This is a genomic window from Rhizobium sp. LARHSG275 (assembly GCF_052871115.1).
Map to the genome: position 1 here is coordinate 104,176 of NZ_JBIXJN010000014.1, position 24,085 is coordinate 128,260.

Below are 24,085 nucleotides of genomic sequence, written 5' to 3' on the forward strand. Positions count from 1 at the left end.
AAGTCATAATCCCAAAGCATCTCTCTTTTTGATCTGTCGTTTCTGGCACACTCTCGTCAGGCGTGTCGTGGCCAGGGGTATGCTTTGAGGAAAGTAGGCCGCGCGCGTGCTCATCACTCTGTGGAGGACAGACAATGGCAAATGTCGCAAGCGTCGACGGCGCGAAGGCCGGTCCGATGACCGGCGAGGAGAAGAAGGTCATCTTCGCATCTTCGCTCGGCACCGTTTTCGAATGGTACGATTTCTATCTCTATGGTTCGCTCGCCACCTATATCGGCGCGACCTATTTCACCCAATATCCTGAGGCAACGCGCAACATCTTCACGCTGCTTGCCTTTGCCGCTGGCTTCCTGGTACGCCCCTTCGGCGCGCTGGTGTTTGGCCGTCTCGGCGATCTCGTCGGGCGCAAATATACCTTCCTGGTGACGATCATGATCATGGGTCTGTCGACCTTCCTCGTCGGCGTCCTGCCGGGCGCCGCCACGATCGGCATCGCAGCCCCGATCATCCTGATTGGGCTGCGCCTGCTCCAGGGTCTGGCGCTGGGTGGTGAATATGGCGGTGCGGCAACCTATGTCGCCGAACATGCGCCGAACGGGCGCCGCGGCTACTTCACCTCTTGGATCCAGACAACGGCGACGCTTGGCCTGTTCCTGTCGCTGATCGTCATCGTCTTTGTTCAATATCTGATGGGTGCGGCTCAGTTTGCCGCCTGGGGTTGGCGCATTCCGTTCCTGGTCTCGGTCGTCTTGCTTGGCGTTTCCGTCTGGATCCGCTTGAAGATGAACGAATCGCCGGCGTTCCAGCGGATGAAGGCGGAAGGCAAAGGCTCCAAGGCGCCGCTGACCGAGGCCTTCGGGACGTGGAAAAATGCCAAGATCGCGATCATCGCGCTGCTCGGCGCCACCATGGGCCAGGCGGTCGTCTGGTACGGCGGCCAGTTCTATGCGTTGTTCTTCCTGCAGAACGTGCTGAAGGTGGATCTGTTCTCGGCCAATGTCATGGTCGCCATCGCACTTCTCCTCGGCACGCCGTTCTTCGTCATCTTCGGCGGCCTCTCCGACAAGATCGGCCGCAAGCCGATCATCATGGCAGGTCTTCTCATCGCGGCGGTGACCTATAATCCGCTGTTCAAGGCGATGACCTGGACGGCGAACCCGGCGCTTGCCGAAGCGCAGGCTTCGATTCGGGCAACGGTGACGGCTGATCCGGCCGATTGCCGGTTCCAGTTCAACCCGACCGGTACGGCCAAGTTCACCAGCTCCTGCGACGTGGCAACGGCGTTCCTGACGAAAAACTCGGTGCCTTACGATGTCGTGCCCGGTACCGCCGGGCAGCCGGCAACGGTGAAGGTCGGCAACGCGACGATCCCAAGCTTCGACGTCGTCGCTGCCGGCGACAAGGCCAAGAGCATGACCGCCGCCTTCGAAAAGGGTGTCAACATCGCGCTCCACGATGCCGGTTACCCGCTGAACCGCGGCGCAGTCAAAGTGCCGGATGCCAAGCTCGATGCCTTTATCGCAGCCAATCCGGAACTGTCGCTCAATGCCGATGCCGTGCGCGCCGGCGAGAAGGAAACCGTGCCGGCGGCCAAGCTGGTCGAGACCAAGCTGCTGACCGCGGATGAGGCCAATGGCGTCACCGACATGGCGGTCTATAACATCGCCAACGGCGGTAGCTTCGCCATGGTCGCCGATCCCAACCGCGTCAACTGGGTCGGCACGATTGCCGTGCTGTTCGTCCTCGTCCTCTATGTGACGATGGTCTACGGCCCGATCGCCGCTCTGCTGGTCGAGCTCTTCCCGACCCGCATCCGCTATACCGGCATGTCGCTGCCCTATCACATCGGCAATGGCTGGTTCGGCGGCCTGCTGCCGGCGACGGCCTTCGCGATGAGCGCTGCCGCAGGCGATATCTACTACGGTCTCTGGTACCCGATTGTCTTTGCGACGATCACGCTGGTGATCGGCCTGATCTTCCTGCCGGAAACGAAGAACAGGGATATCCACGCGATGGATTGAGAGGCGCTTCAGCGCTCAAGAAAAGAAGCCCGGCGCTCACAAGGCGCCGGGTTTTTTCGCGTCGGGGAACAGGCGCTTGGCGAGCGGCCAGCCATCCGGCGCCAGCTTGAAGAGCAGGCCACAGCGCGCAAAGACGATCGCCGTCAGCAGCGAGAACCAGGCGCCGAAGGCAAGGCCGGCGATGACGTCGCTCGGATAATGGGCGCCGACCATGACACGTGTCATGCCGAGCCAGATCGCGCACACGATGAAGGCAACGCGATAGCGTGGAAACAGCAGTGAGAAGGCGGCGAAGAAGGCGCCGACCGTGGTGGAATGGCCGGACGGGAAACTTTCGAAAGCGGCATGGCCTGAGAAGGGCGTGAAGGAAAAGATGCCGTAGTCGTGGAAATGGTCGGGACGCGCCCTGCCGATCGCCCGCTTCAGCAGATTGGCGAGCAGGCCTGAGAAGACGACCGTGGTGAAGAGATAGGCGCCGATCCAGCTGACATACAGCGCCTGCGCCTTGGAGCGCGCCGTCTTGACAAGGTTGTAGCCTGCCCGACCCTGAAAGAACAGCAGGATGCTGATGTAGATCAGCCAGGCGGAATCACCGAAGCCGGTCAGCATCTCGCCGAGGTGCTTCACCAGTGCAGGAGCCTCGCTGGCGCCGATCGGCGCGTCGAAGAGCAGCATGGAAAGGATCACGGCATTGAGTGTGAGGAAGAGGCAGGCCTGCCAGCGCAAAGGCGGCATGCCGGCACTGCTCCGGCGCCAGCGCCTGTTCAGGGAAGCCCAAAATGGCCGCATTCCGTCGTCCGTTCGAATTTGCCCTAAAGTGCCACGACGCGCTAAGGACGCTCTATTATTTTGAATTGGCCCATAATCCATTGGAAGATCGTTTCCAATGCCGAGGTTATGCGCCCGTTAAAATCCGGCGCAAAAATACACGAGATTGTGGCCGAGGATAGTCGGCTTGGGATAATTCGACCAAGCCGATGCGGTTCGCGGCCTTGAGAAAAAAGCCCTCCGCAAGAATCCTGCGAAGGGCCGGAACTGTTTCACGTGAAATATCAGGCAGAAAGCGTCTTGAATTCGGCGAGGATCGTATCGCCCATCTCGACGGTGCCGACCTGTCTTGCGCCGTCGGCCATGATGTCGCCAGTGCGGATGCCCTTGTCGAGCACGTTGGCGATCGCCTTTTCCAGATCGTCGGCTTCCTTCACCAGATTGAAGGAGTAACGCAGGCACATGGCGAATGAGGCGATCATGGCGATCGGATTGGCGATGCCCTTGCCGGCAATGTCGGGGGCCGAGCCATGCACCGGCTCGTAGAGCGCCTTGCGCTTGCCGGTCTTGCCGTCAGGCGCGCCGAGCGAGGCCGACGGCAGCATGCCGAGCGATCCGGTCAGCATGGCAGCGACGTCGGAGAGCATGTCACCGAAGAGGTTGTCGGTGACGATGACGTCGAACTGCTTGGGCTGGCGCACCAGCTGCATGCCGCCGGCATCGGCCAGCATGTGTTCGAGCTGGACGTCGGAATATTTTGCCTTGTGCGTCTCGGTCACCACCTGGTTCCAGAGCACGCCCGACTTCATGACGTTGCGCTTTTCCATGGAGCAGACGCGATTCTGCCGTGTGCGGGCCATTTCGAAGGCGACGCCGGCGATGCGCTCGATCTCGTAGGTATCGTAAACCTGCGTGTCGATGCCGCGCTTCTGGCCGTTGCCGAGGTCGATGATCTCCTTCGGCTCGCCGAAATAGACGCCGCCGGTCAGCTCGCGGATGATCAGAATGTCAAGACCTTCGACCAGCTCCGGCTTCAGCGACGAGGCCGCAGCAAGGGCCGGATAGCAGATGGCGGGGCGCAGGTTTGCGAAGAGCTGCAGATCCTTGCGCAGGCGCAGCAGGCCAGCTTCCGGGCGCACTTCGTAAGGCACGCTATCCCATTTCGGGCCACCGACGGCGCCGAAGAGAACGGCATCGGCGGCAAGCGCCTTCCGCATGTCGGCTTCCGAGATCGCCGCACCATGCGCATCATAGGCGCAGCCGCCGACAAGGCCTTCGTCGGTGACGAAACCGGCATTCATCGCCTCGTTCATATAGGCGATGATCTTGCGAACCTCGCCCATGGCCTCGGGACCGATGCCGTCACCCGGCAGCAGGAAAAGATTGCGCGCTGTCATGAAACCCTCCTGGGAAAAACAAGTTGCGGTTTCTTAGACCCCGGAAATGGGCATTTCAAGCGACAGAAGCGGTGAATCGGTACGCATCGCTCTGAGCAGCGATGATTGCTCCTGCGCCCGCAAACGGATTAGAAAGGTAGCTCCTAGCTTTATTTCCCTGGATGGTTCCCCATGCCTTTCGTACCTCTCCATCTCGACACGCCCTTGGTTCAGACACCACCTGGCCATAGCGCCAGCGGCAAACCGCTCTGGCTGAAGCTTGATGCGCTGCAGCCTTCCGGCAGCTTCAAGCTGCGCGGCGTCGGCCGACTTTGCCAGTACGAGGTGGAAAATGGCGCGCGCGAGATCTTCTGTGCTTCTGGCGGTAATGCCGGCATTGCGGCGGCTTATGCCGGCCGGGCGCTCGGTGTGCCGGTCACGATCGTCGTGCCGGAGACGACGGCGGCCGATGTCCGCCAGACGATTGCCGCAACGGGCGCCAATGTCCTCGTTCATGGTTCGGTTTTCGACGAGGCCAATGCCCATGCAGTCGAACTCGCCCGAAGCCGCAAGGCAACCTATGTGCACCCCTTCGACCATCCGCTTCTGTGGGATGGCCATGCCACGCTGATCGACGAGGTGGTGGCGAAGGGGGCAAAATTCGATTGCGTCGTCACCAGCGTCGGCGGTGGCGGGCTGCTTGCCGGCATTGTCGAGGGCTTGAAGCGAAACGGGCTTTTCGATGTGCCTGTTATCGCCGTCGAAACGGAAGGGGCGGCTTCGCTGAACGCCAGTCTCAGGGCGAATGAGCGCATCACCCTTTCCGCCATTACTTCGATTGCCAATTCGCTCGGCGCGCGGCAAGTGGCGCAGCATGTCTTCGACCTGCCGAAGCAGCATCCGATTGAAAGTGTTGTCGTCAGCGACGCCGATGCCGTTGCCGCCTGCCTGAAATTTGCCGATGCGCAGCGCATTCTGGTCGAGCCGGCTTGCGGCGCGGCCCTTGCCGTTGCCGATGTGCATGCCGGACTGCTTCAGCGCTTCGACCATCCGCTTATCGAAGTCTGCGGCGGCATCGGTGTGTCGCTCGAAAAACTCAGGGGCTGGAAAGAAAAATTTCTTTGACCCACACCAAAGAAAAAGCCGGGCAAATGCCCGGCTTGATCGGTAATCGATTGGATTGGGCTCAGGCTGCCCAGGGGTGCGAAGCGGCATTCTTCTTTTCGAAGTTGTCGATCGCCTTGCCTTTTTCCAGCGTCAGGCCGATATCGTCGAGACCGTTCAGCAGGCAGTGGCGCTTGAATTCGTCGAGATCGAACTTGATCAAGCCACCATCGGGACCGGTGATCTCGAGGTTTTCGAGGTCGACGGTGAGGATGGCGTTGGAGCCGCGCGAGGCGTCGTCCATCAGCTTGTCGAGATCTTCCTGGCTGACCTTGATCGGCAGAATGCCGTTCTTGAAACAGTTGTTGTAGAAGATGTCGGCGAAGCTGGTCGAGATCACGCAGCGGATGCCGAAATCGAGAAGCGCCCAGGGGGCGTGCTCGCGCGAGGAGCCGCAGCCGAAATTATCGCCGGCAACGAGGATCTTGGCATCGCGATAGGCCGGCTTGTTCAGCACGAAATCCGGGTTTTCTGAGCCGTCCTCGTTGTAGCGGGCTTCCGCGAAGAGGCCGGTGCCGAGGCCGGTGCGCTTGATCGTCTTCAGATAATCCTTCGGAATGATCATGTCGGTGTCGACGTTGACGACCGGCAGCGGCGCTGCAACGCCCGTGAGCTTCACGAATTTATCCATGATCCATGCTCCATTTCAGCAAATCTACTTTCTGAATTTGCATCTAGTCCAGTTTTTCGCCGAAATGAAGGAGAATCTTTTCACAGACGGCGGCCACGCGACGTTTCGCGCGGTCCGCCGATTGAGGCTGTCCCTTATTTGGACGGCGCGTTCAGGCCCCAGAGGACGCCGAACGGATCACGAAGCTGGCCGTAGCGGTCGCCCCAGAACATCAGTTCGACCGGCATGACGATTTCGGCGCCGGCAGCCACGGCACGGTTCCACCAGAAATCGATATCGTCGACCACCAGCTGAATGGCGAAGCCTTCATGGCCTTTGAAGGGATGACCGTATTCGGGATAGGCATCCGACAGCATGAGGGAGCTGCCGTTGATGTAAAGATGCACATGCATCGTTCGGCCGCTCTCGTCGACCGGCACGAGATAGGCCTCTTCGGCGCCGAAGGCCTTCTTGTAGAATTCCGCAGCTTTCACTGCGCCGTCGATCGTCAGATAGGGCAGCAGGCCATTCTTGAGCGGTGGCATCTTGGTCGGGTTGCTCTCTGTCGTCGTATCCATGCTTGTCCTCCATTCGTTTCTGAAGCGCCGGCTGAATGCCCGGCTGCTTCAAAGACGTAACATGGACGCGCGATGCGACAGTGTCGGCCAAATTTTCAGCGAAAAGATGATCAGAGATCGATGATCGTGCCGCGGCCGTCGTTCCACACCCGCATTTCGCGATGGCCGTTATTTGCCTTGGCGCGAACCGGAGCGGGCTTCATCTTCATCGAAAGCGCACGTCCGACCATGAGCACGGTCAGGATGCCGCCGACGGCGAGCGTCACCGAAAAGGTGAGAAGCAGCATAGCCACAAACACGGTGGCGCCGGCAAGCATGAGGAAGATGGAGCGAATGTTCTGCATGGTTAGAGACCTTTCTTCGGAAAGGAATGTGGTCCTTCTCTTTCCTCTCTGCAAGGCAAGCATGGCTTTTTGTTGTTCTGCTCGATGTTCTGGGGTGGGCTGCTTGCTTCGGCTTTCAAAGCTTGGCACTAATTCGCCATGAGCCGAAATCCCACGACCCGCTCCGCCCGCCTGCGCCGTTCGGTGTTGAGTGCGCCTGCCATCAATCCCCGCGCCCTCGAAAAGACCCATGCGGTCGATTGCGATGCCGTGATCTTCGATCTCGAGGATTCCGTGGCGCCGGAAAGAAAGGCGGAAGCGCGGGAAAATCTGAGGAATTTCTTTTCGGCTCGGCCGCTCGAAGGCAAGGAGCGGATCATCCGCATCAATGACCTGTCGACCAATTTCGGTCTGGCGGACATGGAACTGGTAATCGCGCTCAATCCCGACGCCGTGCTGCTGCCGAAGGTCGACGAACCGCAGGATGTCATGGCGCTCAGTGACCTTCTCTCCGAGGCCGAAGCACCGGAAGATCTGCGCATCTGGGCGATGATCGAGACACCGCGTGGCATCCTGAATGCGGCTGTTATCGCCGAAGCCGGACGCACGCCGGGCTCGCGGCTCGATTGTCTCGTCGTCGGGCTCAACGACCTACGCAAGGAAACCGGTGTGCTTCCACAACCGGGGAGGAGCTATCTCGTGCCGTGGCTGATGCAGGTCGTCCTTGCGGTCAGCGCCTACGGGCTCGATGCGATCGACAGCGTCTTCAACGATTTCAGGGACGAACAGGGTTTCGATGCCGAATGCCTGCAGAGCCGGGCCATGGGTTTTGCCGGCAAGATGCTGATCCATCCGGCGCAGATCGAGCCCGCCAACCGCCATTTCGGCCCCGATCCGGCGGCGATTGCAGAAGCGGAGGCGATCATATCAGCCTTTGCCGACCCCGCTTCCGATGGGCTGAACGTCATCAATGCAGGCGGGCGGATGATCGAGCGGCTGCATCTTGCCCAAGCGGAAAGTCTGGTCCATAAAGCCCGCCTGATCGCAGCCCGCCAGATTGCAGCACGAAAGATGATGTAATGAAACTTTACCGCTTCCTGACCGGTCCCGACGATGCTTCCTTTTGCCACAAGGTCACCGCCGTCCTCAACAAGGGCTGGTCGCTGGAGGGCTCGCCGACCTATGCTTTCAATGCCGCGACCGGCGCGATGCAATGCGGCCAGGCCGTCGTCAAGCATGTCGAAGGCAAGGATTACGATCCTGAGATGAAGCTCTCAGAGCAGTGAGGTTTTAGCGCATAACCCCGAAATTGTAATCGATTTTCGGAAAGGATTATGCGTGATTGAAAGTGATAGAGCGTCCTTAGCGCGTCCTTGGACGCGCGGCGCTCTATCGTTCGGCGGCTTCCTCGGCGCTTGCCTCGATCCGCTCCATGTCATCGTCGCTTAGGCCGAAATGGTGACCGATCTCGTGGATCAGGACGTGGGTGATGATATCGCCGAGCGTCTCGTCGTTCTCAGCCCAGTAGTCGAGGATGGGGCGGCGGTACAGGCGGATGCGGTTCGGCATCTCGCCGGTTTCCAGCGTGAAACGTTCGGAAATGCCCCTGCCCTCGAAAAGGCCGAGCAGATCGAAAGGGGTTTCCAGCGCCATGTCCTCGAAAACGTCGTCATCGGGGAAATCTTCAATCTCGATCGTGAGGTTGGTCGTCAACTGGCGAAATTCATCCGGCAAATGGCTATAGGCCTCCATCGCCAGCGACTCGAAGGTGCTGATCGTCGGCGCATGGCGGTCCCGCCAATCATCGCTCTGGTCTATGCGGGCCATGAATATTCCTTCCTTTGCGGGCCCATATAGAACCTTTATCGCCGATTTTCGAGTGCGGAATCAAAGGCAGGAATAAATTCATAGAAAATGGCCGTTGACTCTTCATTAGCTCTCTGGAATCTATAAGAACATAACAGGAACAAGACGAATTGGAGAACGCCATGGCGCAGCACGCCCTGGCGCGCGAGCGGCTTTTTGCGCTCCGCGAAACCATCGCCAGACTGGAGGGAAGGCTCGCGCCGGCGCTTGCCGCGGCGGAGCAGGAAGCCTTGGCGGCAGGAGGTCAGACACCCAGGAGACGCATTCTGCCGCCCTTGGCGTTTGGGGTTGAATTTCTCGACAGCGCGCTGGAAGGCGGGTTGCCGCTCGATGCGATCACCGAATTCCGCTCGGCTCTGTCTCGCGATGCCGGTGCGGCAAGCGGGCTGGCGATGGCTGTTGCCGCGCGGCTGCAGAAACAGGAAGCGGATGCCGGCAGGCTTATGCCGTTGCTCTGGATCGGCGATGCCGTCGGCACGCTGGAGGCCGGTCGTCCCTATGCACCAGGGCTTCGGGATTTCGGGTTGAGCCCGGAGCGGTTTCTCCATGCCGCGCCGCGCAAGCTGGACGAGGCGCTCTGGCTGGCGGAGGTGGCGGTGGAAAGCGCTGCCTTCTCGGCCGTCATCTTCGAAGTGCGAGGCAATCCCGCCCATTTCGGCCTGACCGAAAGCCGCAGGCTCAGTCTCAGGGCGCATGCTGCCCGCCGTCCGCTATTCCTTGTCCGCCAGGCCGGAGCAGAGGAGGCAAGCAGTGCGGCCATCCGTCTGCATGTTGAACCAGCCCCGTCCGGTCTGCGGCCGTTGCCGGATGGATCGAAACTTTCCGGCAGCATCGGCAATCCGATTTTCCGTCTTACGCTGGAGAAGAGCCGCAATCCGGCCCCGCTCTCCTTTCTTCTGGAGTGGAACCCCCATGACCGCCAATTTCTCCCTGTCGCCGAACCAAACCTCGTTCGTCCTCCAGGCGAACAGTCAGCGCATTCTGGCGCTCAGCTTCCCGCATCTGCCAACGGACCGGATCGCCCGCAAGCGATGGGGGCTCTCCTGGCGTTCGAAAGGGCGTCCTGAAACGCCGCCTATCGTCTGTTCCGGCAAGCTCAACAATGCCATGCGGCTGACGGCACTGGACGAGTTGGCCGAAAGGTTGGGGCTGAGGAAGGAGCTGGGCGTTGCCGAAGCGCGCGCCATGTACCCCATGCTCGAGGTGGCGGAAGAGGATCCGGCGGCCGACCGCCGGTTGCTGGAGGCAATTGCCGACTGGTGCGACCGCTATACGCCGCTGGTGGCGTTCGACGGCAAGGACGGTCTGTTTCTCGACATTAGCGGCTGCGCCCATCTCTTCGGCGGTGAAAAGGCGCTTCTCAAGGATGTGCTGTCGCGGCTTTTCCATATGGGATTCGATGCCCGCGGCGCGGTCTCATCGGCATCAGGCCTTTCCTGGGCTGCGTCCCGCTTCGGGCAAGGCGGCGTGATCGGGGACGAGGAGGCGGAACATGTGCTGATGTCCTTGCCGGTCGCAGCCTTGCGGCTGGAAGGACAAACCGTCGCTGCCCTGAACAAGCTCGGTCTGAAATATATCGGCGACATCATCGATGCACCGCGCGCGCCGCTGACCCGCCGGTTCGGCCCGGAGCTGCTTCTGCGTCTCGACCAGGCGCTGGGACGTGAAGAGGAGCCGGTCTCGCCCCGGCGTCCTGTTGCCAGCCTCTCGGCCGAAAGCCGCCTGATCGAGCCCATCGGGACGGAAGAGCAGATCCTTGCCGTCACCAGGCAGGTCGCCCTATTGCTGCAGCCGTCGCTGGAGGCGCGGGGAGCTGGCGGGCGGGTGTTCGAACTGGTCCTGTTCCGCGTCGACGGCAGGGTCTTTCGCATCTCCGTCGGCGCTTCCCAGCCGCTTCGCGAACCAAAGTTCATTGCCGGACTTTTTTCCGAGCGATTGCAGGCGGTCTATGATGATCTCGATGCCGGCTATGGCTTCGAGATCCTGCGGTTGAATGTGTTGCGGCATGATCCCTTCAACGAGGCGCAGGGTGATTTCGAAGGCGACCGGCAGGGAGAGATCTCGCTTTCGGCCTTCGTCGACCGGGTCTCGGCCCGGCTGGGTGCGGATTGCCTGCAAAGCTTCCAGCTTCGCGAGAGCCATGTTCCGGAACGCGCCGTCATCACGGTTCCTGTGATGGAGAGCCTTCCCAGGCGGAAGGCGGAGCAGGACATCCAGCTTCCTTTCCGCGAAGAGCGCCCGCTGCGGCTGTTTGCAACGCCGGAGCCCGTCGAGACCATACTTGCCGAAGTCCCCGACGGTCCGCCGCAGATCTTTCGCTGGCGGCGTATGCAGCATCAGGTGGCAAGAAGCGAAGGGCCGGAACGGATTGCCATGGAATGGTGGATCGATGGAAATGACGCCGAGGCGCGTGACTATTTCCGCATCGAGGATGAGACCGGACATCGCTTCTGGATCTATCGGCGGGGCTTCTATGGTCAGGAGCTTGATCCTCGCTGGTTCATGCATGGTGTGTTCGCATGACAACCACGCGCGCATTCTTTGAGATCGGCACAAGGACGAATTTCTCGTTTCTTGAAGGCGCCTCCAGCCCGGAAGAGATGGTCGTGCAGGCCGCTTACCTGAAACTCGGCGGCCTCGGGATTGCGGACCGGAATTCGGTTGCAGGCGTCGTGCGGGCGCATGCCCAGGCGGAGCAGCTTGAGGAGAGATACAAGAACAGGGATGAGATTCTGGCCCAGGCTGAGAAGGAAGGAAAAATGGAGGTCATCCTCGATCCTATCCGGGTTCAACCGGGCGCCCGTCTCGTCTTTTCCGACGGAACGCCTGATATCCTCGCCTATCCCCGCAGCCGGCGAGGCTGGGCGAACCTTTGCCGCCTTCTCAGCGCCGGCAATCTGAAGGAGGAAGCGGTCAAGGGAAGCTGCATTCTGACGGAAGCGGAGCTCATGGAATGGGGGGACGAGATGATGCTTGCCCTCGTTCCCGATCGCACCCTTGTCGGTCATCAGGCGGGTCAGTCGACGCTGGAAGATTATCTGGAACGGTTTCGCAGACGCTTCCGCAAGGCTTTTTTTATGGCGCTGGCGCCAGCCTATGACGGTCGAGACAGGCAAGTCTTTGCGGTGATTGCCATGCTTGCTGCCGGAAATCGCGTGCCGCTGATTGCGACCAACCAACCACTTTACCACCATCCCGAACGCCGGCCGCTTTCGGATGTCGTGATCGCGATCCGGGAGCACGTGCAGATAGCGCAAGCCGGATTCCTGCTGGCGCCGAATGCCGAACGCTACCTCAAGGATTCACGTGAAATGGCCCGGATCTTCCGGGACTATCCCGGTGCGGTCGAGAACACGCGGGCTTTTTTCGACAGGCTGACCTTTTCGCTGAAGGAACTGGAGCATAATTATCCGCCTGAAAACGATCCCGGCGAAACACCGCAGGAAACTCTCGAAAGGCTGACGAGAGCAGGAGCGACAAAACGTTATCCTGATGGCATTCCTGAGAAAGTTGCAAAGCAGATCGATTACGAACTGAAGCTTATCAGTGATAAGAATTACGCCTCTTATTTCCTGACGGTGCACCGGATCATCCAGCACGCCCGCTATGAACTCAAGGTCTTGTGCCAAGGGCGCGGATCGGCGGCAAATTCGGTCATCTGCTATTGTCTTGAGATAACGGAGGTCGATCCCGAAAAGAGCACGCTGCTGTTCGATCGCTTCATTTCGATGGATCGCGACGAACCGCCGGATATCGATGTCGATTTCGAGCATGACCGACGCGAAGAAGTCATCCAGTTCATCTACAAAAACTACAAAAGAGAACATGCCGGACTGACGGCGGGAGTGACCACCTACCGCACCCGTTCGGCCGGCCGCGAAGTCGCCAAGGCCTTCGGGCTGTCGGAGGATGTCCAGTCGGCGATCAGTAGTCTCGTCTGGGGGTGGTCGGAGGACAATCTCTCCGAACGCGACGCCAAGGCGGCGGGTCTCGACGTCAAGGATCCGGTGACGCAGAACGTGCTGAAATATGCCTCCGAGCTTCTCGGCTTCCCGCGCCACCTCACCCAGCATGTCGGCGGCTTCGTCATTACGCGGGACCGGCTCGACGAGGTGGTGCCGATCATGAAGACGGCGATGCCGGATCGCTACATGATCGAATGGGACAAGGACGATCTCGACAACGTCAAGATCCTCAAGGTGGATGTGCTGGCGCTCGGCATGTTGACCTGCCTGCGGAAGGCCTTTTCGCTGCTGGAGCTGCATTATGACGTGAAGAAGACGCTCGCAGACCTTGGCCACAAGGAGCACGGGGACGAAGGTGAGCCGGTCTACGAGATGATGGGGCGAGCCGACACGCTCGGTGTCTTCCAGATCGAAAGCCGGGCGCAGATGAGCATGCTGCCGCGTCTTAAGCCGAAGGTGTTCTACGATCTCGTCATCGAGGTGGCGATCGTGCGGCCAGGTCCGATCCAGGGCGATATGGTGCATCCCTATCTGAAACGCCGGGAGCAGCGGGCCAAGAACATTCCGATCAAATATCCGAGCAAGGAGCTGGAAACGGTTCTGGAAAGAACCCTCGGCGTGCCCTTGTTCCAGGAACAGGCCATGCAGATCGCCATTACCGCCGCAGGCTTCAAACCGGCGGAAGCCGACAAGCTTCGCAGAGCGATGGCGACATTCAAAAGAACGGGTACGATCGGTAACTTCGAAAAGCGGTTCATCGAGGGAATGGTCGCAAAGGACTATGATCCGGAGTTCGCGCAACAGTGTTTCAACCAGATCAAAGGCTTCGGTGAATACGGTTTTCCGGAAAGCCATGCCGCCTCCTTTGCGCTGCTCGTCTATGCCTCCTCATGGCTCAAGGCCTATTATCCCGACGTCTTCTGCGCGGCGATGCTGAATTCCCAACCGATGGGCTTTTATGCGCCGGCGCAGTTGGTGCGGGATGCACGCGAGCACGGGGTAAAGATCCTGCCGGTCGACATCAATGCATCGAACTGGGAGTGCGGTCTGGAAGAGGCTGCCTTCGATCGGAATGCCATCGATTTCCGGCATGACAAGATGCGCGAGATCATCAAGACCCGGCATGCGGTGCGGCTGGGCTTCCGGCAGATCAAGGGTCTCTCGACAGACGATATGGAACGGCTCGTCGACAATCGAGGCAAAGGCTACAGTTCGGTGCGCGATCTCTGGCTGCGGTCCGGCCTGCAAAAATCCGTCATCGAGCGACTGGCGGATGCCGATGCGTTCCAGTCCCTCAAACTGTCACGACGCGACGCACTCTGGGCGGTGCGGGCGCTGGATGTGAAAAGCGCGACCGAGGAGCTGCCGCTTTTCGAGCAGGTCCGTCATGTCGACCTCCAGGCCGAGCCTGCGACGAAGCTGCCGGACATGCTGCCGGGCGAACAGGTGATCGAGGATTACCGTTATCTCTCCCTGTCGCTCAAGGCGCATCCGGTTTCCTTCCTGCGGGAGGAACTTCAGAAAATGGGCATCACGCGCAATGTCGATCTTCTGACAGTACCGAACGGAAAGAGGGTGACAGTTGCTGGATTGGTGCTGGTGCGGCAGCGTCCAGGTTCGGCCAAAGGGGTGATCTTCATGACGCTGGAGGACGAAACCGGGGTCGCCAATGCCATCGTCTGGAGCAAAGTATTCGATAAATACCGGGCGATCGTCATGGGTGCCCGGCTGGTGAAAATCCGCGGCAGGCTGCAAAGCCAGAGCGGGGTGATCCATACCGTCGTCGAGCATATCGAGGACATGACGCCGGCGCTCGGTATCCTGCAACGCGAGGCCCGGCGTTTCGGCGTCTGCGAGCGATCGGACGAGGTACTGAAGCCGGGTGTTGATCAGCGGCAGAGAAAGCTCGCGCAGGTACGAGAGAGGGCGGAGCTGGAAAAGCGGATGGCTGCCGCAAGCGGCCATGCGGTTGTGGCGGAAACAGCCCAAGTCATGCCGCGGGGACGGAATTTCCATTAGAGAGTGATGCTAAAAAACGCCACGCGCTTTCGGACGACGTTGTGCTGTATGCCTTTGATCTAGATAGAAATTCGGATTTCAGGCCAATTCTTCAAAAGCTATCCGCCTCCGGAGTGCCCTTCGGCCGCCCGACTGAATGACATGCGACTCAAATTTTTTCTTGACAGTCACCATCTTCTTTAGCAGAAAACACGATAGTCAGTGTCATGTTTGGAATGAAGACGTGCTTGTCTGCAGCTGCAATTATATAACCGATAAGGAAATCCGGGAGGTTATCACCAACCTTCTCGATGAAGATTGTTGGCAGCTTATTGTGCCTGCGAAGGTCTACCACGCCATGGAAAAACGCGGCCGCTGCTGCGGCTGTTTTCCCAACGTCGTCGACATCATTATCCAGACGACCGAGGAATATCACGCCCGTCGTCACTCGACGGAGACCGAAATATTTGATTTCATGTCCCGCTTGAAACAATTCCATGAGGAAAACAGGAGAGCGGACATTGAAAGGCGACAAAAAGGTCATCGAGCGGCTTAACGAGGCGTTGTTCCTCGAACTCGGGGCGGTCAACCAATATTGGGTTCACTATCGTCTTCTCGAGGATTGGGGTTACACCAAGCTCGCCAAGAAAGAGCGCGCCGAATCCATCGAAGAAATGCATCACGCCGATAGGCTTGTCGCCCGCATCATCTTCCTCGAAGGCCATCCCAATCTGCAGACCCTTGCACCTCTACGCATCGGCCAGAACGTCAAGGAAGTTCTGGAAGCCGATCTCGCCGGCGAGTACGACGCCCGCACGGCCTACAAGAAGTCGCGCGATATCTGTCATGAGGCCGGCGACTACGTTTCCATGAAACTTTTCGAGGAGCTGCTGGCCGACGAGGAAGGTCATATCGACTTCCTCGAAACACAGATCGACCTGCTCGAGAAAATCGGCGAGAGCAAATACGGCCAGCTCAACGCCGATTCCGCCAACGAAGCCGAATAAGGTTCGAACGGGATGCCGGCCGCTCATGGCGGCCGGACATACTATTCCTGCCGCCGTGATCAGTCTTCCGATTGAAGTGTTTCCAAGTGCTGGAACTCGGCCACCACCTGGTCGTAGACGGCGCGCTTGAAGGGCACGATCAGCCCCGGCAGTTGCTGCATCGGCTTCCATTCCCAAGCATCGAATTCCGGTTCATGGCCGCCAGGCGGCGGGTTGATGGCGATCTCGCTGTCGTCGCCGTCGAAGCGGAAGGCGAACCAGCGCTGCGTCTGGCCGCGGAATTTCCCCCTGAGCCCGATGCCGATCAGTGCCGGCGGCAGATCATAATTGATCCAGTCTCTCGCTTCGGCAAGCAGGGTCACCGTCCTCATGCCGGTCTCTTCGTAAAGCTCGCGGTAGGCAGCGTCCAATGGATCTTCGCCCTTGTCGATGCCCCCCTGCGGCATCTGCCAGAGCTGCGGCGAGCCGTCATATTCGGAATTGCCATCGGGGATGCGCCGCCCGGCCCAGACGAGGCCATCGCGGTTCAGGATCATCACCCCGACGCAGGGGCGGTAGGGCAGATCCTCGGCTTTCACGCTCGCCTGGTTCATCTTCTTCTCCGTTTTGGGATTCTTCTCAGGGATGCTCTCAAGGATTCCGGGGGTCGTTGGAAAGGGCGGCAACGCCGACGATCTCGACGCCGCGCATCGCTGCCTCCTCGCTCCATTTGGCGATGGCGTCAACGCTCTCATCGAAAGCCGAGGCGATGCCGATCGCCTGGCCATTCTTGCGGGCGATGCGCTCGAGCTCGTCGAGCTTCTTCAGGACGGCGTTGATATCAAGCTGGCCGTCGAGCTGCAGGTCGGCGAAGGCATAGGGCAGTTCGGTTCCCTTGGCGATCGCCGCCGTCTTCGACTGTGCCGAGGTGCTGTCGTCGAGAAACAGCAACCCGCGCTTGCCGATGTCTCGCATGACAGGTTCCATGGCGGCGGGATCAGACAGGAAACGGCCGCCGAGATAATTCATGACGCCGGTATAATTGGTGATCTCACCCATCGCCTTGTGCAGGTTTTCGATGTTGCGGGCGGCCGATTTCGTGGTCAACAGCGTTTCGGGGCCTGGATCGTTTGCCGGATAATCAAAGGGTTCGAGCGGCACCTGCAGAAGGATCTCGTGACCGCCGCGGCGGGCTTCCTGCATCCAGCGCTGCAGGCTGTTGCCGCTTGCGGCAAAAGCGAAGGTGATCTCCTCCGGCAGCTGCGCGATGGCGCGCTGCGTTCCGGTCTGGCTGAGCCCGAGGCCACTGACGACGATGGCGATACGGACGCCGCGCGCGCCGGACGAGGGACGCGCATATTGATCCATCGGCCGCCGGCCATCGGGGCCGACGATCGGCAGCCTGCCAAAAGGCGTCTCTTCGAGCAGTGCTTCATTGGGCTGGGCCGCGATGCGCGGATCCTGGCCGATCTGCATGGCGTCGACCAGCACCGGCCCGCCGCCGTCGCGCGGGCGGGGGCTGAATTTGGTGACAACCGAGCCGTCGCCCGTGACCATCTGCTCGACATTGGCTCCCGAGCGCGGGTCGGCGCGGGGCATACCGTCGCCCGCTTTGTCCGCGGTGGCCATCGGCGGCTGAGGGCTATTGGAAGGGGGCGTTGCGGCTTGTTCGGCCGCCGGTGGCTTGATGCGTTCGAGCTCATTGCCGCGAAACGCCGTATAGAGGGAAAAGCCGCCTGTGGCGAAAAGGCAAAGACTGGCGGCGATGCGGCCCAGGCGCAGAACACCCGGACGCTTGCGGCCGGTTTTGCGGTTGCGGCCCAGAGGCGTATGCAGGTCCGTTCCCAATTTTTCGCCCGCTCCAAAACCGGGAAACAGCAGAAAGGCTCAAGGCCGGGCGAGGTGCCCGGCCTTGAGGCGATTGATTACTTGGCGACGACGGCCTTATCTGGGTTCGGCGGGAAGGCCGGATCGGTCTTCTTGCCGCGCAGAAGGTCGAGCGCGTAGTTCAGCTGAACGTCGTCCTTCGGATCCGGCGGGACGTAGGCAATGGAACCCGAACCTTCGTCGGTTTCGCTCTGGCCCTTGATGTGGCCGCGCAGGCTGGATTCGCCTTCGGTCACCATCTTGCCCTGCAGTTCCTGCGGCAGCGGCTCCTCGACCTTGATGTCGGGAGTGATGCCGGTACCCTGGATCGAGCGGCCCGACGGCGTGTAATAGAGCGCCGTGGTCAGGCGCAGCGCGCCGTTTTCGCCGAGCGGGATAATCGTCTGGACGGAACCCTTGCCGAAGGAGCGCGTGCCGAGAACGGTGGCACGGCGCAGATCCTGAAGAGCGCCGGCGACGATTTCCGATGCGGAAGCCGAACCGCCGTTGATCAGCACGATCACCGGCTTGCCATCCGTCAGGTCGCCCGGGCCGGCATTGAAGCGGCGGGTTTCATCCGGATTGCGGCCGCGGGTCGAAACGACTTCGCCGCGCTGCAGCAGGGCATCGGAGACGTTGATCGCCTGGTCGAGCAGACCGCCCGGATTGAGGCGCAGGTCGAGAACATAACCCTTCAGCTTGTCGGCCGGAACGGTGTCCTTGATCTTCTTGATCGCCTTTTCCATGTCAGGATAGGTCTTCTCGGTGAAGGAGATGATGCGGAGATAACCGACATCGTCCTCGACACGCGACTTGACTGCCTGGACGGCCACAACGTCACGGACGATCGTCAGCTCGATCGGCTTGTCGGCACCCTTGCGGATCAGCGTCAGCTTGATCGGCGTGTTGACGGCGCCACGCATCTTCTCGACGGCGTCTTCCAGCTTCAGGCCGCGCACGGACTGGCCGTCGATTTCGGAGATATAGTCGCCGGCGAGGACGCCGGCCTTGGCGGCGGGCGTATCGTCGATCGGGGTGATGACCTTGACCAGTTCATCTTCCATCGTGACTTCGATGCCGAGGCCGCCGAACTCACCCTTGGTCTGGGTGCGCATGTCCTCGGCGTCCTTCGAATTCATGTAGCTCGAATGCGGATCGAGCGAGGAGAGCATGCCGTTGATGGCGTTCTCGATCAGCTTGTCTTCCGCAGGCGGCGTCACATACTGCGCACGCACACGTTCGAAGACATCTCCGAAAACCGAAAGTTCCTTGTAAGTCGAGGATCCGGCCGCTTCTGCCGGCACACCCGCCGAGTAAATGACGCTCATTGCGGTCGCACCCATCAATGCGCCGACCAGAACAAGAGAAGCCCTACGAATCATTGCGTGCCTTTCCAGTGTCTTTGGCGGTCCACCACGGCCGGGAATCGACCGGTTTACCGTCCTTTCGAAATTCAATGTAAAGCGTTGGCCGGTTCGTTTCCAGCGCCAATGCAGTTGCGCTTGCCACTCTTTTCGCGCCCATCACGGCAAGTGGCTCGCCGGAGAAAACGAATTTTCCCTGGCGGGTATTGATCGTATCCATTCCCGAGAGAACCAGGTGGTATCCATCGCCCGCGTCGAGGATGATCATCTGGCCGTAGCTGCGGAATGCGCCGGCGAAAACCACCAGACCATCCGCAGGCGCCGTCACCACCGTCTCTGGATTGGTGGCGACCGTCATTCCCATGGCTTCGTGCCCGGTGCCATCGGCATCGCCGAACTGGCGCAGGATATCGCCCGTAACGGGCACCTCCAATTTCGCCTTCAATTCTCCGAAGGGATATGCGGGCGCAATGCGGTTTTTATCGGGCACGCCGCTGTCGGCGAGTGCCTTGGCCTGGGCGCGCTGCTCGTCCGTCAGCAGCTTGCGGTTCTCCTCCGCCTGGCGGGCGGCAGCGGCGGCATCCCGCACCGAAGCGATCTCGGATTCCATCGAGGCGACGAGGCCTTCGAGGCTCGTCGCCTTACCTGCCAGTTCCTCCGAGCGTTTCCGTTCGGCCTCAAGTTCGGCGGCGTTGCTGCGGCTGAGCTTGTCGTTTTCGGCAAGCAGCAGATCCATGCGCCGCTCTTCCTCGATGCCGTTGGTCATCGTCGCAGTCAGCGAGGTCTTCTCGGCAGCACTTGCGGTCTGCAATGCGGCGAGGCTTGCGAGGTCTGCGGCAAGCTTGTCGGTCTCCTTGCGGATGCCGGGCACGACGGCGCCGAGCAGAATGGCGCTGCGCACGGAGGCGAGCGCATCGTCGGGGGTGACAAGCAAAGCGGGCGGCGGGTTGCGGCCCATGCGCTGGAGCGCTGCCAGCACCTCGGCCAGCAGACCGCGGCGCTCGTGCAGAGAACGGCGGATGCCATCCTCCTTGACGCCGAGATCGGCGAGCTTGTTCTCGCTTTCGAGGAGCTGCTTTTCGAGCGCCTTGCGGCGGGCGGCGGAATCGATCAGTGCTTGGCGGATGCTATCCGTGCTCTTTTCGAGATCGGCGATGCTCTGCTGAAGCGCGCTCACCTTGTCGGTGGAAAGGCTGATCGTCTTCGACAGGGTTTCGAGTTCGGCACGAGTCTGGTCACGTTTGGCGGCAAGTTCGGCGGCTGGATCGGCTGGCGCCAGCCCGGCTGCCGGCTGCGGTGCAGATTGTGTCGCCTCGGGCGCGGCATCCTGCGCCCGGACGATGAACGGATCTGCCGACACGACGATCACCGCCACAGCGGCGCCGGCCGCGATAGCCGGTAGGATCATGCGGTGTCGCCTGATGGATGCTCTCGTCATGCGTGTTGGGGCACTTTCTCAAATCGCGCGGAGACTAAGCTGATTTGGTGCACTTTGCCAGAAAGTTCGAAGGAGAACGCGTGGCCAAGCAAACACGGCTGCGTGACATTGCGACGCATTGCCGGGGTATCGGGCCGACGCATCAGGCCGACGCGGCATCAGACGCGGTGATAGGGGTGGCCGGACAGGATGGTAACGGCGCGATAGAGCTGTTCGGCGATCAGCGTGCGCACGAGTTGGTGCGGCCAGGTCATCTTGCCAAGGCACAGCGTGGCGTCGGCACGATCGTACAGGGAGGGATCAAGTCCGTCGGCACCGCCGATCGCGATGGTCAGTTCGCGTTTGCCCTGGTCGCGATAGGAGCCGAGCAGGTTTGCGAAGGCTTCGCTGTCGAGCGCCTTGCCGCGTTCATCGAGAAGAATGAGGATACTGCCATCGGCAAGCGATTTCAGAAGCATCGCCGCCTCTTCGCGCTTGCGGGTCTCCGCATTGGAGGCACGGCTTTCGGCGACTTCGGCAACACGGGTCAGTTCGAGGCCGACGGCAGGGCCGGCCTTGGCGAAACGGTCGAAATAACGGGCGGCAAGATCCTTTTCCGGGCCGGACTTCAGCCGTCCCACCGCAAAAAGACCTATTCGCATTCATCCGCTCCCGCTCATGCGACACTTCGGGCGCACAGTGCGCCACTGGCCGGCTTGCGATGTTTTCCAGCCAGCCAATGCCACGTCTCAGGCGCCGGACAGAATGCCGGCACGCCCGTCAGTGCCGTGTTTCTTCATCCATATCCGGAGCCGCCCACATCTTTTCGATGTTGTAGAACTCGCGGATTTCGGGACGGAACACATGCACGATAATGTCACCGGTGTCGATCAGGACCCAATCACCGCCTTCCTGACCTTCGACGCGGGCCGTACCGAGGCCGTCGTCCTTAAGGTCGGTGAGCAGGTGATCCGAGATCGCCATGACATGCCTGTTCGAGCGGCCGGAGACGACGATCATGTAGTCTCCCAGGGCCGATTTTCCGGCAATGTCGATGGTAACGATATCTTCAGCTTTGGAGTCCTCGAGGCTGGCGAGGACGGTTTCTAGGGCGCGGGCGGCGGCATCGGCGCCACGTTCCGCACTCTTCGGGATAACGGCGAACGTTTTTCCCTTGGCGTGTACTGTTGTCAGTGCTTTCCCTTTCCTGGAATGACAAACCATGCACAACACAGATCCGATCGCGACCGGATATGGTTAAGATAGGCATCAAACCATTAATGTTTCAAGACATGCTAAGGTACGGAACGGCTGAAAATCCGATCTGCCGTTCGAATTGAAGAATTTGGCTGCTCGGGGCGGCCTCGTGCGGGCGGTGTACAGTTTCCATGCCGCAGCGTAAAGTGCGGCAAATTCCACGATCTCCCGATTCAATGACCGACTCAGCCGCAAAAACACTCGTGCCCGTCCTGCGAATCAGCTTCCCGGATGAGGATCGTCTCGGCCATGGCAAGATGGAACTGCTGGAACATATCCGCCAGACCGGATCGATTTCGGCGGCCGGGCGGGCGATGGACATGTCCTATCGGCGGGCATGGCTGCTGGTCAGCGAGATGAACCGGATGTTTAACGAACAGGTGGTGGAATCGCAGCGCGGCGGGCAGAAGGGCGGCGGCGCGGCGCTGACGCCGTTCGGTGAGGAATTGCTCGAGCGTTTCCGCCGGATGGAAAGGACGATGCGCACCAGCCTTGCCGACGATCTCGCCTGGCTTGAGGGCAAGCGCAACCTGCAGCAAGGCGAGCGCGGCTGATCAGGCCTCCAGGGCAACTGTCTTGATGACGGCGAAGACCGCCCTTCCCGGTCGAAGATCCAGACGCTCGCAGGACAATGTCGTGATCCGGGAAAGAATGATATCGCCGCCGCAATCGAGCCGGATTTCCACCGTTCCGTCCTCGGTCGACGACATCCCGTCTATCCTTGCTTCCAGGATATTCAGCGCGCTGAGCCCCTCTGGCCTTGCGGTCGCCAGCATGACATCGCGGGAGGGGATGCGGATGCGAACCGATTTGCCGGGCGCAAGGGCGGCTCCCGGAATATGGAGTTGACAGGATTTCAGCGCGACCGTCGATAGACGGTGCCGCGCATCGAAGCTTTCGACCGTGCCTTCCAGCAGTGCGCCCGCTTCCCGCCGGTCGGAGGCGGTGGAGGGGCGGCTCAATATGTCGATGGCAGGGCCTGTCGCTTCCACCTTGCCGTCACGCATGACGATGACCTGGTTTGCCAGCCGCGCCACCTCAGCGATCGAATGGCTGACATAGACGATCGGTATGTCGGTCTCGTCGCGCAATCGTTCCAGATAAGGCAGAATCTCGGCCTTGCGCGCATCATCGAGGGCGGCGAGCGGCTCGTCCATCAACAGCAGGCGGGGCGAGGAGAGAAGTGCGCGGCCGATGGCAACGCGCTGCTTCTCGCCGCCGGAAAGTTTTGATGGGCTGCGCTCCAGCAGCGTCTCGATGCCGAGCAGGTCGACGATGTGATCGAAGCTCTCGCCGTGTGCCGGTCTCGGCGCGAACCAGCGGCCATAGGTGAGATTGGCGCGAATGCTGAGATGCGGGAAAAGTCGGGCCTCCTGGAAGACATAACCGAAGCGGCGACGATGTCTCGGCACGAAGATGCCGGTTGCGGTTTCGGTCAAGACTTCGCCGTCGAGGATGACGCGGCCTTCGTCCGGGCGGGCGAGACCGGCGATGATGCGGATCATCGAGGTCTTGCCGGAGCCGGAGCGGCCGAACAGCGCGGTGACGCCACGCTCGGAGGTGAAGGCGGCATTGAGCGAAAAGGCGCCGAGCCTCTGTTTTGCCTCGACGATCAGCGTCATTCCGGGTCGATCCTCCGGCCGGCGAGACGAGCGAGGAATTCGGAGGCGAGCAGGGCGGCCATTGATATGACGACGGCGACGAGCGTCAGGCGGAGCGCGCCGGCATCGCCGCCCGGCACCTGGGTGAAGGTGTAGATCGCCGATGACAGCGTCTGGGTTTCGCCGGGAATGTTGGAAACGAAGGTGATCGTCGCGCCGAATTCGCCCATCGCCTTGGCAAAAGAGAGGATCATGCCGACGATGATGCCGGGCAGGGTCAGCGGCAGGGTGATCGTCAGGAAGATCCAGACGGGGCCGGCGCCGAGCGTTCCGGCCGCCTCTTCCAGCTTGCGGTCGACCGCCTCGATCGACAGGCGGATGCTGCGCACCATCAGCGGAAAGGCCATGACGGCGCAGGCCAGCGCAGCACCCGTCCAGCGGAAAGACAAGACGATGCCGAAATACTGGTCGAGCAGGCTGCCGATCGGGCCGCGGCGGCCGAACAGGATGAGGAGAAGAAAACCGGTGACGACCGGGGGCAGGATCAGCGGCAGATGAACGACGCCGTTCAGCACCGACTTACCCCAGAAGCGGCCACGGGCAAGCAACAAGGCGACGAGGATGCCGAAGGGCAGGCTCGCCAGCATGGCGACGATCGAGACGCGCAGGCTGAGCAGGATCGCCGTCCATTCCTCATTGCTCAAGCCGAAGATGTCCAAATGCAGTTGTCTCCCTGGAAATTCGGTGTCACCCAGTGCCTGCCCCTCATCCGCCTGCCGGCACCAACCGGGGTCGAGCCACGGGTCTCGACCCGTCCTTCGGACCCCCGCTTGCGGGGCGAAGGGGAATAGCCGCACCCTCTCGGTTCCCCTCAAACCTTTCGCAGGGCACGTCCCCTCGCCCCGTTTACGGGGAGAGGGTTAGT

24 protein-coding genes are annotated in these 24,085 nt (G+C 60.8%); 10 read left to right on the top strand and 14 right to left on the bottom strand.

From position 1 onward, the window contains the following. Positions 1 to 134 precede the first annotated feature (134 nt). Entirely contained in the window at positions 135 to 2,021 is a 1,887-nt protein-coding gene (locus ACIPSK_RS20200) for an MFS transporter (RefSeq protein WP_162114980.1), read from the top strand. Positions 2,022 to 2,057: 36 nt separating this feature from the next. Here ACIPSK_RS20200 and lpxE read toward each other — a convergent pair whose 3' ends face one another. Beyond that, entirely contained in the window at positions 2,058 to 2,810 is a 753-nt protein-coding gene (lpxE, locus tag ACIPSK_RS20205; RefSeq protein ID WP_210254143.1) for a lipid A 1-phosphatase LpxE, read from the bottom strand. A gap of 263 nt (positions 2,811 to 3,073) precedes the next feature. After that, positions 3,074 to 4,186 (bottom strand): 3-isopropylmalate dehydrogenase, encoded by a 1,113-nt coding sequence (gene leuB / locus ACIPSK_RS20210; RefSeq protein WP_162114982.1) that lies wholly within the window; start codon positions 4,184 to 4,186, stop codon positions 3,074 to 3,076. Between the two features lie 171 nt (positions 4,187 to 4,357). On the opposite strand from leuB, the gene ACIPSK_RS20215 reads away from it, so the two are divergent. Then, on the top strand, positions 4,358 to 5,290 hold the full coding sequence (locus ACIPSK_RS20215; RefSeq protein ID WP_162114983.1) for a pyridoxal-phosphate dependent enzyme: 933 nt from the start codon (positions 4,358 to 4,360) through the stop codon (positions 5,288 to 5,290). A 61-nt stretch (positions 5,291 to 5,351) separates the two neighbouring features. Here the strand turns inward: ACIPSK_RS20215 and leuD are convergent, their stop codons facing one another. From leuD to ACIPSK_RS20230, 3 genes are all read right to left on the bottom strand, one after another. Beyond that, positions 5,352 to 5,960 carry a 3-isopropylmalate dehydratase small subunit gene (gene leuD, locus ACIPSK_RS20220; RefSeq protein ID WP_130675953.1) on the bottom strand — a complete coding sequence of 203 codons (609 nt, stop codon included), beginning with the start codon at positions 5,958 to 5,960 and terminating at the stop codon, positions 5,352 to 5,354. 134 nt (positions 5,961 to 6,094) lie between these two features. Beyond that, complete coding sequence (locus tag ACIPSK_RS20225; RefSeq protein ID WP_162114984.1) at positions 6,095 to 6,517, bottom strand: VOC family protein; 423 nt, start codon at positions 6,515 to 6,517, stop codon at positions 6,095 to 6,097. A gap of 110 nt (positions 6,518 to 6,627) precedes the next feature. After that, positions 6,628 to 6,861, bottom strand: coding sequence for a hypothetical protein (locus ACIPSK_RS20230; RefSeq protein WP_162114985.1), 234 nt, complete (start codon positions 6,859 to 6,861; stop codon positions 6,628 to 6,630). A gap of 138 nt (positions 6,862 to 6,999) precedes the next feature. On the opposite strand from ACIPSK_RS20230, the gene ACIPSK_RS20235 reads away from it, so the two are divergent. Together ACIPSK_RS20235 and ACIPSK_RS20240 are read left to right on the top strand one after the other, a co-directional pair. Beyond that, on the top strand, positions 7,000 to 7,920 hold the full coding sequence (locus tag ACIPSK_RS20235) for an HpcH/HpaI aldolase/citrate lyase family protein (RefSeq protein ID WP_162114986.1): 921 nt from the start codon (positions 7,000 to 7,002) through the stop codon (positions 7,918 to 7,920). Then, positions 7,920 to 8,126: a DUF1737 domain-containing protein gene (locus ACIPSK_RS20240; protein WP_017966045.1), complete on the top strand. Its 207-nt coding sequence runs from the start codon at positions 7,920 to 7,922 to the stop codon at positions 8,124 to 8,126. The genes ACIPSK_RS20235 and ACIPSK_RS20240 overlap by 1 nt, the downstream gene beginning before the upstream one ends. Positions 8,127 to 8,229: 103 nt before the next feature. On the opposite strand, the gene ACIPSK_RS20245 is transcribed toward ACIPSK_RS20240, so the two are convergent. Beyond that, the gene (locus ACIPSK_RS20245; protein WP_003589582.1) at positions 8,230 to 8,667 is read right to left on the bottom strand and encodes a metallopeptidase family protein; all 438 of its coding nucleotides are present in this window, start codon (positions 8,665 to 8,667) and stop codon (positions 8,230 to 8,232) included. 161 nt (positions 8,668 to 8,828) lie between these two features. On the opposite strand from ACIPSK_RS20245, the gene ACIPSK_RS20250 reads away from it, so the two are divergent. From ACIPSK_RS20250 to bfr, 5 genes are all read left to right on the top strand, one after another. Continuing rightward, positions 8,829 to 9,773, top strand: a complete 945-nt coding sequence (locus tag ACIPSK_RS20250; RefSeq protein ID WP_017966046.1) for an ImuA family protein — start codon at positions 8,829 to 8,831, stop codon at positions 9,771 to 9,773. Positions 9,774 to 9,783: 10 nt separating this feature from the next. Continuing rightward, positions 9,784 to 11,229 carry a Y-family DNA polymerase gene (locus tag ACIPSK_RS20255; protein ID WP_348642874.1) on the top strand — a complete coding sequence of 482 codons (1,446 nt, stop codon included), beginning with the start codon at positions 9,784 to 9,786 and terminating at the stop codon, positions 11,227 to 11,229. Continuing rightward, positions 11,226 to 14,690, top strand: coding sequence for an error-prone DNA polymerase (locus tag ACIPSK_RS20260; RefSeq protein WP_162114988.1), 3,465 nt, complete (start codon positions 11,226 to 11,228; stop codon positions 14,688 to 14,690). The genes ACIPSK_RS20255 and ACIPSK_RS20260 overlap by 4 nt, the downstream gene beginning before the upstream one ends. Positions 14,691 to 14,826: 136 nt before the next feature. After that, positions 14,827 to 15,225, top strand: coding sequence for a (2Fe-2S)-binding protein (locus tag ACIPSK_RS20265; protein ID WP_162114989.1), 399 nt, complete (start codon positions 14,827 to 14,829; stop codon positions 15,223 to 15,225). Beyond that, on the top strand, positions 15,191 to 15,676 hold the full coding sequence (gene bfr / locus ACIPSK_RS20270) for a bacterioferritin (protein WP_064683952.1): 486 nt from the start codon (positions 15,191 to 15,193) through the stop codon (positions 15,674 to 15,676). The genes ACIPSK_RS20265 and bfr overlap by 35 nt, the downstream gene beginning before the upstream one ends. 59 nt (positions 15,677 to 15,735) lie before the next feature. Here bfr and ACIPSK_RS20275 read toward each other — a convergent pair whose 3' ends face one another. The 6 genes from ACIPSK_RS20275 to rsfS all read right to left on the bottom strand — a co-directional run bounded on the left by ACIPSK_RS20275 (position 15,736) and on the right by rsfS (position 21,526). Further along, complete coding sequence (locus ACIPSK_RS20275; RefSeq protein WP_162114990.1) at positions 15,736 to 16,269, bottom strand: RNA pyrophosphohydrolase; 534 nt, start codon at positions 16,267 to 16,269, stop codon at positions 15,736 to 15,738. Between the two features lie 37 nt (positions 16,270 to 16,306). Further along, positions 16,307 to 17,503 carry a divergent polysaccharide deacetylase family protein gene (locus ACIPSK_RS20280; RefSeq protein ID WP_162114991.1) on the bottom strand — a complete coding sequence of 399 codons (1,197 nt, stop codon included), beginning with the start codon at positions 17,501 to 17,503 and terminating at the stop codon, positions 16,307 to 16,309. Positions 17,504 to 17,580: 77 nt separating this feature from the next. After that, complete coding sequence (locus ACIPSK_RS20285; RefSeq protein ID WP_162114992.1) at positions 17,581 to 18,903, bottom strand: S41 family peptidase; 1,323 nt, start codon at positions 18,901 to 18,903, stop codon at positions 17,581 to 17,583. After that, entirely contained in the window at positions 18,893 to 20,293 is a 1,401-nt protein-coding gene (locus ACIPSK_RS20290) for a murein hydrolase activator EnvC family protein (protein ID WP_162114993.1), read from the bottom strand. Before ACIPSK_RS20290 ends, ACIPSK_RS20285 begins: the two co-directional genes overlap by 11 nt. A gap of 188 nt (positions 20,294 to 20,481) precedes the next feature. Then, the gene (rlmH, locus tag ACIPSK_RS20295) at positions 20,482 to 20,964 is read right to left on the bottom strand and encodes a 23S rRNA (pseudouridine(1915)-N(3))-methyltransferase RlmH (RefSeq protein ID WP_011654027.1); all 483 of its coding nucleotides are present in this window, start codon (positions 20,962 to 20,964) and stop codon (positions 20,482 to 20,484) included. 118 nt (positions 20,965 to 21,082) lie between these two features. Continuing rightward, the gene (rsfS, locus tag ACIPSK_RS20300) at positions 21,083 to 21,526 is read right to left on the bottom strand and encodes a ribosome silencing factor (protein ID WP_003589592.1); all 444 of its coding nucleotides are present in this window, start codon (positions 21,524 to 21,526) and stop codon (positions 21,083 to 21,085) included. A gap of 209 nt (positions 21,527 to 21,735) precedes the next feature. On the opposite strand from rsfS, the gene ACIPSK_RS20305 reads away from it, so the two are divergent. Continuing rightward, positions 21,736 to 22,113 carry a winged helix-turn-helix domain-containing protein gene (locus ACIPSK_RS20305; RefSeq protein WP_162114994.1) on the top strand — a complete coding sequence of 126 codons (378 nt, stop codon included), beginning with the start codon at positions 21,736 to 21,738 and terminating at the stop codon, positions 22,111 to 22,113. Here the strand turns inward: ACIPSK_RS20305 and modC are convergent, their stop codons facing one another. Both modC and modB read right to left on the bottom strand, forming a co-directional pair. Continuing rightward, positions 22,114 to 23,181: a molybdenum ABC transporter ATP-binding protein gene (modC, locus tag ACIPSK_RS20310; RefSeq protein ID WP_162114995.1), complete on the bottom strand. Its 1,068-nt coding sequence runs from the start codon at positions 23,179 to 23,181 to the stop codon at positions 22,114 to 22,116. Further along, entirely contained in the window at positions 23,178 to 23,879 is a 702-nt protein-coding gene (gene modB, locus ACIPSK_RS20315; protein WP_162114996.1) for a molybdate ABC transporter permease subunit, read from the bottom strand. Before modB ends, modC begins: the two co-directional genes overlap by 4 nt. Between the last annotated feature and the right edge of the window lie 206 nt (positions 23,880 to 24,085).

What these genes read in the sequence shown, in the direction of transcription:
- ACIPSK_RS20215 (WP_162114983.1), top strand. Translation starts at nt 4,358, where the DNA reads ATGCCTTTCGTACCTCTCCATCTCGACACGCCCTTGGTTCAGACACCA.
- ACIPSK_RS20240 (WP_017966045.1), top strand. Translation starts at nt 7,920, where the DNA reads ATGAAACTTTACCGCTTCCTGACCGGTCCCGACGATGCTTCCTTTTGC.
- ACIPSK_RS20225 (WP_162114984.1), bottom strand. Translation starts at nt 6,517, where the DNA reads ATGGATACGACGACAGAGAGCAACCCGACCAAGATGCCACCGCTCAAG.
- ACIPSK_RS20235 (WP_162114986.1), top strand. Translation starts at nt 7,000, where the DNA reads ATGAGCCGAAATCCCACGACCCGCTCCGCCCGCCTGCGCCGTTCGGTG.
- ACIPSK_RS20200 (WP_162114980.1), top strand. Translation starts at nt 135, where the DNA reads ATGGCAAATGTCGCAAGCGTCGACGGCGCGAAGGCCGGTCCGATGACC.
- leuD (WP_130675953.1), bottom strand. Translation starts at nt 5,960, where the DNA reads ATGGATAAATTCGTGAAGCTCACGGGCGTTGCAGCGCCGCTGCCGGTC.
- ACIPSK_RS20305 (WP_162114994.1), top strand. Translation starts at nt 21,736, where the DNA reads ATGACCGACTCAGCCGCAAAAACACTCGTGCCCGTCCTGCGAATCAGC.
- ACIPSK_RS20275 (WP_162114990.1), bottom strand. Translation starts at nt 16,269, where the DNA reads ATGAACCAGGCGAGCGTGAAAGCCGAGGATCTGCCCTACCGCCCCTGC.
- leuB (WP_162114982.1), bottom strand. Translation starts at nt 4,186, where the DNA reads ATGACAGCGCGCAATCTTTTCCTGCTGCCGGGTGACGGCATCGGTCCC.
- rlmH (WP_011654027.1), bottom strand. Translation starts at nt 20,964, where the DNA reads ATGCGAATAGGTCTTTTTGCGGTGGGACGGCTGAAGTCCGGCCCGGAA.
- rsfS (WP_003589592.1), bottom strand. Translation starts at nt 21,526, where the DNA reads ATGGTTTGTCATTCCAGGAAAGGGAAAGCACTGACAACAGTACACGCC.
- ACIPSK_RS20250 (WP_017966046.1), top strand. Translation starts at nt 8,829, where the DNA reads ATGGCGCAGCACGCCCTGGCGCGCGAGCGGCTTTTTGCGCTCCGCGAA.
- ACIPSK_RS20290 (WP_162114993.1), bottom strand. Translation starts at nt 20,293, where the DNA reads ATGATCCTACCGGCTATCGCGGCCGGCGCCGCTGTGGCGGTGATCGTC.
- ACIPSK_RS20230 (WP_162114985.1), bottom strand. Translation starts at nt 6,861, where the DNA reads ATGCAGAACATTCGCTCCATCTTCCTCATGCTTGCCGGCGCCACCGTG.
- ACIPSK_RS20260 (WP_162114988.1), top strand. Translation starts at nt 11,226, where the DNA reads ATGACAACCACGCGCGCATTCTTTGAGATCGGCACAAGGACGAATTTC.
- lpxE (WP_210254143.1), bottom strand. Translation starts at nt 2,810, where the DNA reads ATGCGGCCATTTTGGGCTTCCCTGAACAGGCGCTGGCGCCGGAGCAGT.
- ACIPSK_RS20245 (WP_003589582.1), bottom strand. Translation starts at nt 8,667, where the DNA reads ATGGCCCGCATAGACCAGAGCGATGATTGGCGGGACCGCCATGCGCCG.
- ACIPSK_RS20285 (WP_162114992.1), bottom strand. Translation starts at nt 18,903, where the DNA reads ATGATTCGTAGGGCTTCTCTTGTTCTGGTCGGCGCATTGATGGGTGCG.
- ACIPSK_RS20265 (WP_162114989.1), top strand. Translation starts at nt 14,827, where the DNA reads ATGACATGCGACTCAAATTTTTTCTTGACAGTCACCATCTTCTTTAGC.
- modC (WP_162114995.1), bottom strand. Translation starts at nt 23,181, where the DNA reads ATGACGCTGATCGTCGAGGCAAAACAGAGGCTCGGCGCCTTTTCGCTC.